This is a genomic window from Verminephrobacter aporrectodeae subsp. tuberculatae At4, assembly GCF_000193225.1.
In the GTDB taxonomy this organism is placed as follows: Bacteria; Pseudomonadota; Gammaproteobacteria; order Burkholderiales; family Burkholderiaceae_C; genus Acidovorax; species Acidovorax aporrectodeae.
The window spans coordinates 1-499 of the sequence record NZ_AFAL01000833.1 but is presented as its reverse complement, the minus strand read 5'-3'; the positions used below and the strand labels follow the sequence as shown (position 1 = coordinate 499).

Genomic DNA, 499 nt, shown 5'->3' with positions numbered 1-499 from the left:
TTGCGCTGCCTCTTTCTGCACCCCTTGAACCAGGGGGTGCCGGCCCATGGCGGCCTGCCCGCACCCCTCTCCATAAAGACAGGCCCGTCATCGGCTTTTCTCCGGGGCCGCACACGCAGCCCGCGGACGCGATTGCACTGCCTCTTTCTGCGCCCCTTGAACCTGGGGGTACCGGCATATGGCGGCCTGCCCGCACCCCTCTCCATCAAGCCAGGCCCGTCATCGGCTTTCCTCCGGGGTTGCGCATGCAGCCCGCGGACGAGATTGCGCTGCCTCTTTCTGCGCCCCTTGAACCTGGGGGCGCCGGCCCCTGGCGGCCCACCACCACACCAGTCCCCACGAAGTAGCGCCCATCAGCGGCGCATGTCCGCAGGGATGCGTGCCCACACCCCATCCACCACCAAAGCACCATGAGCACCCAATTGAACATCACGCTGGCCAACTCCCGCATCAAGGCAGGAGAAACCACCACCGTCACGCCTTCAACGAGGCCGTCACC

General features: G+C 66.5%; 1 protein-coding gene. It reads right to left on the bottom strand.

The window, feature by feature from the left end; all coding sequences use genetic code 11:
• Positions 1 to 205: 205 nt before the first annotated feature.
• Positions 206 to 499 (bottom strand): hypothetical protein (locus tag VTU_RS35205; protein ID WP_010108931.1); only part of this gene is annotated, 294 nt, incomplete at its 5' end.